This is a genomic window from Allobosea rubneri (genome assembly GCF_032464875.1).
GTDB classification, from domain to species: domain Bacteria; phylum Pseudomonadota; class Alphaproteobacteria; order Rhizobiales; family Beijerinckiaceae; genus Allobosea; species Allobosea rubneri.
On record NZ_JAWDID010000131.1, the window covers coordinates 1 to 1036 of the forward strand.

At 64.7% G+C, this 1036-nt stretch carries 1 pseudogene; it reads right to left on the bottom strand.

The annotated features are described in order from the left end of the window. Positions 1 to 6: 6 nt before the first annotated feature. Positions 7 to 962 (bottom strand): annotated as a pseudogene (locus RKE40_RS29590) (IS630 family transposase). Positions 963 to 1036: the final 74 nt, after the last annotated feature.

Here is a 1036-nt window from a genome sequence, read left to right on the forward strand (position 1 = left end):
TCCGGTTCATCCGGCGGCTTTGAAGTAGTTGGCGCACTCGTCGGGTGAGAAGAGTCCGACGATGGCGCCGACGGCGTCCCAACGGGCGGAGATGCTGCGTTCGGCCCGAGCTCGGAGGACGGCCTTCCGCTTGGCGAAGGCATTCTCGATCGGATTGAAGTCAGGGCTGTAGGGCGGCAGGAACGCAAGCGTGGCGCCGGCTTTCTCGATGGCTTCGCGGACGCCAGCAGGCTTGTGGGCAGGCAGGTTATCCATCACGACGATATCACCCGGCCGCAGCTTCGGGACCAGCACCTGCTCGACATAGGCGAGGAAGACTGTGCCGTTCATGGCTTCGTCATAGACGAACAGGGCTGTCATGCCGCCGAGGCGCAGGGCTCCTGCGAAGGTCGTCGTATTCGCTGCTTCGCGCGGCCCTTCGGGTCCAATGTCCGTGAGGAATGCCAGCCCGACAGCGTTCTCCGCGCGGGGCACGGCCGCGCAGGCGGGCCATCTTGGTGGACAGGCCTGTCTCGTCTATGAAGACGAGCCGCTGGGGATCGAGATCAGGCTGGATCTCGATCCAGTCCCGGCGTCGTTTCAGGACGTCGGGGCGCTCTTGCTCCAGTGCATGGGCGGACTTTTTTGAACGTCCAGCCCCGCCCGCGAAGCCAGGCGCTCAGCGCACTGCGACGGATGGCGACGCTGTGCTCGGCAAGGAGCCGTGCCGCCATCTCGTGCAGCGTGATGTCCCGCCGCTGCTCGATCAGTCCGACGATGAAGGCTTCATGTGCATCGAGACTCGAGCCGCGCCGCCAACCTTGCGAACGGGCGGTCCGCTCGCCTGTCCTGGCCCGGGCACCCCATCGGATCGCGGTCGAAACCCCGCCGCCGAACCTGGCCGCTGCCTGCCGCGCCGACAGGCCGTCCGTCGAAGCCTTCAGAACACGCATGCGAAGATCGTCACTCAGAGCTTGCGCCATCCTTCATTCCCTTTAACAGGAAGGTTGAATCAGCCCGAGCCGAGTTCGTCACATCACTATCGATTCAACGTTCG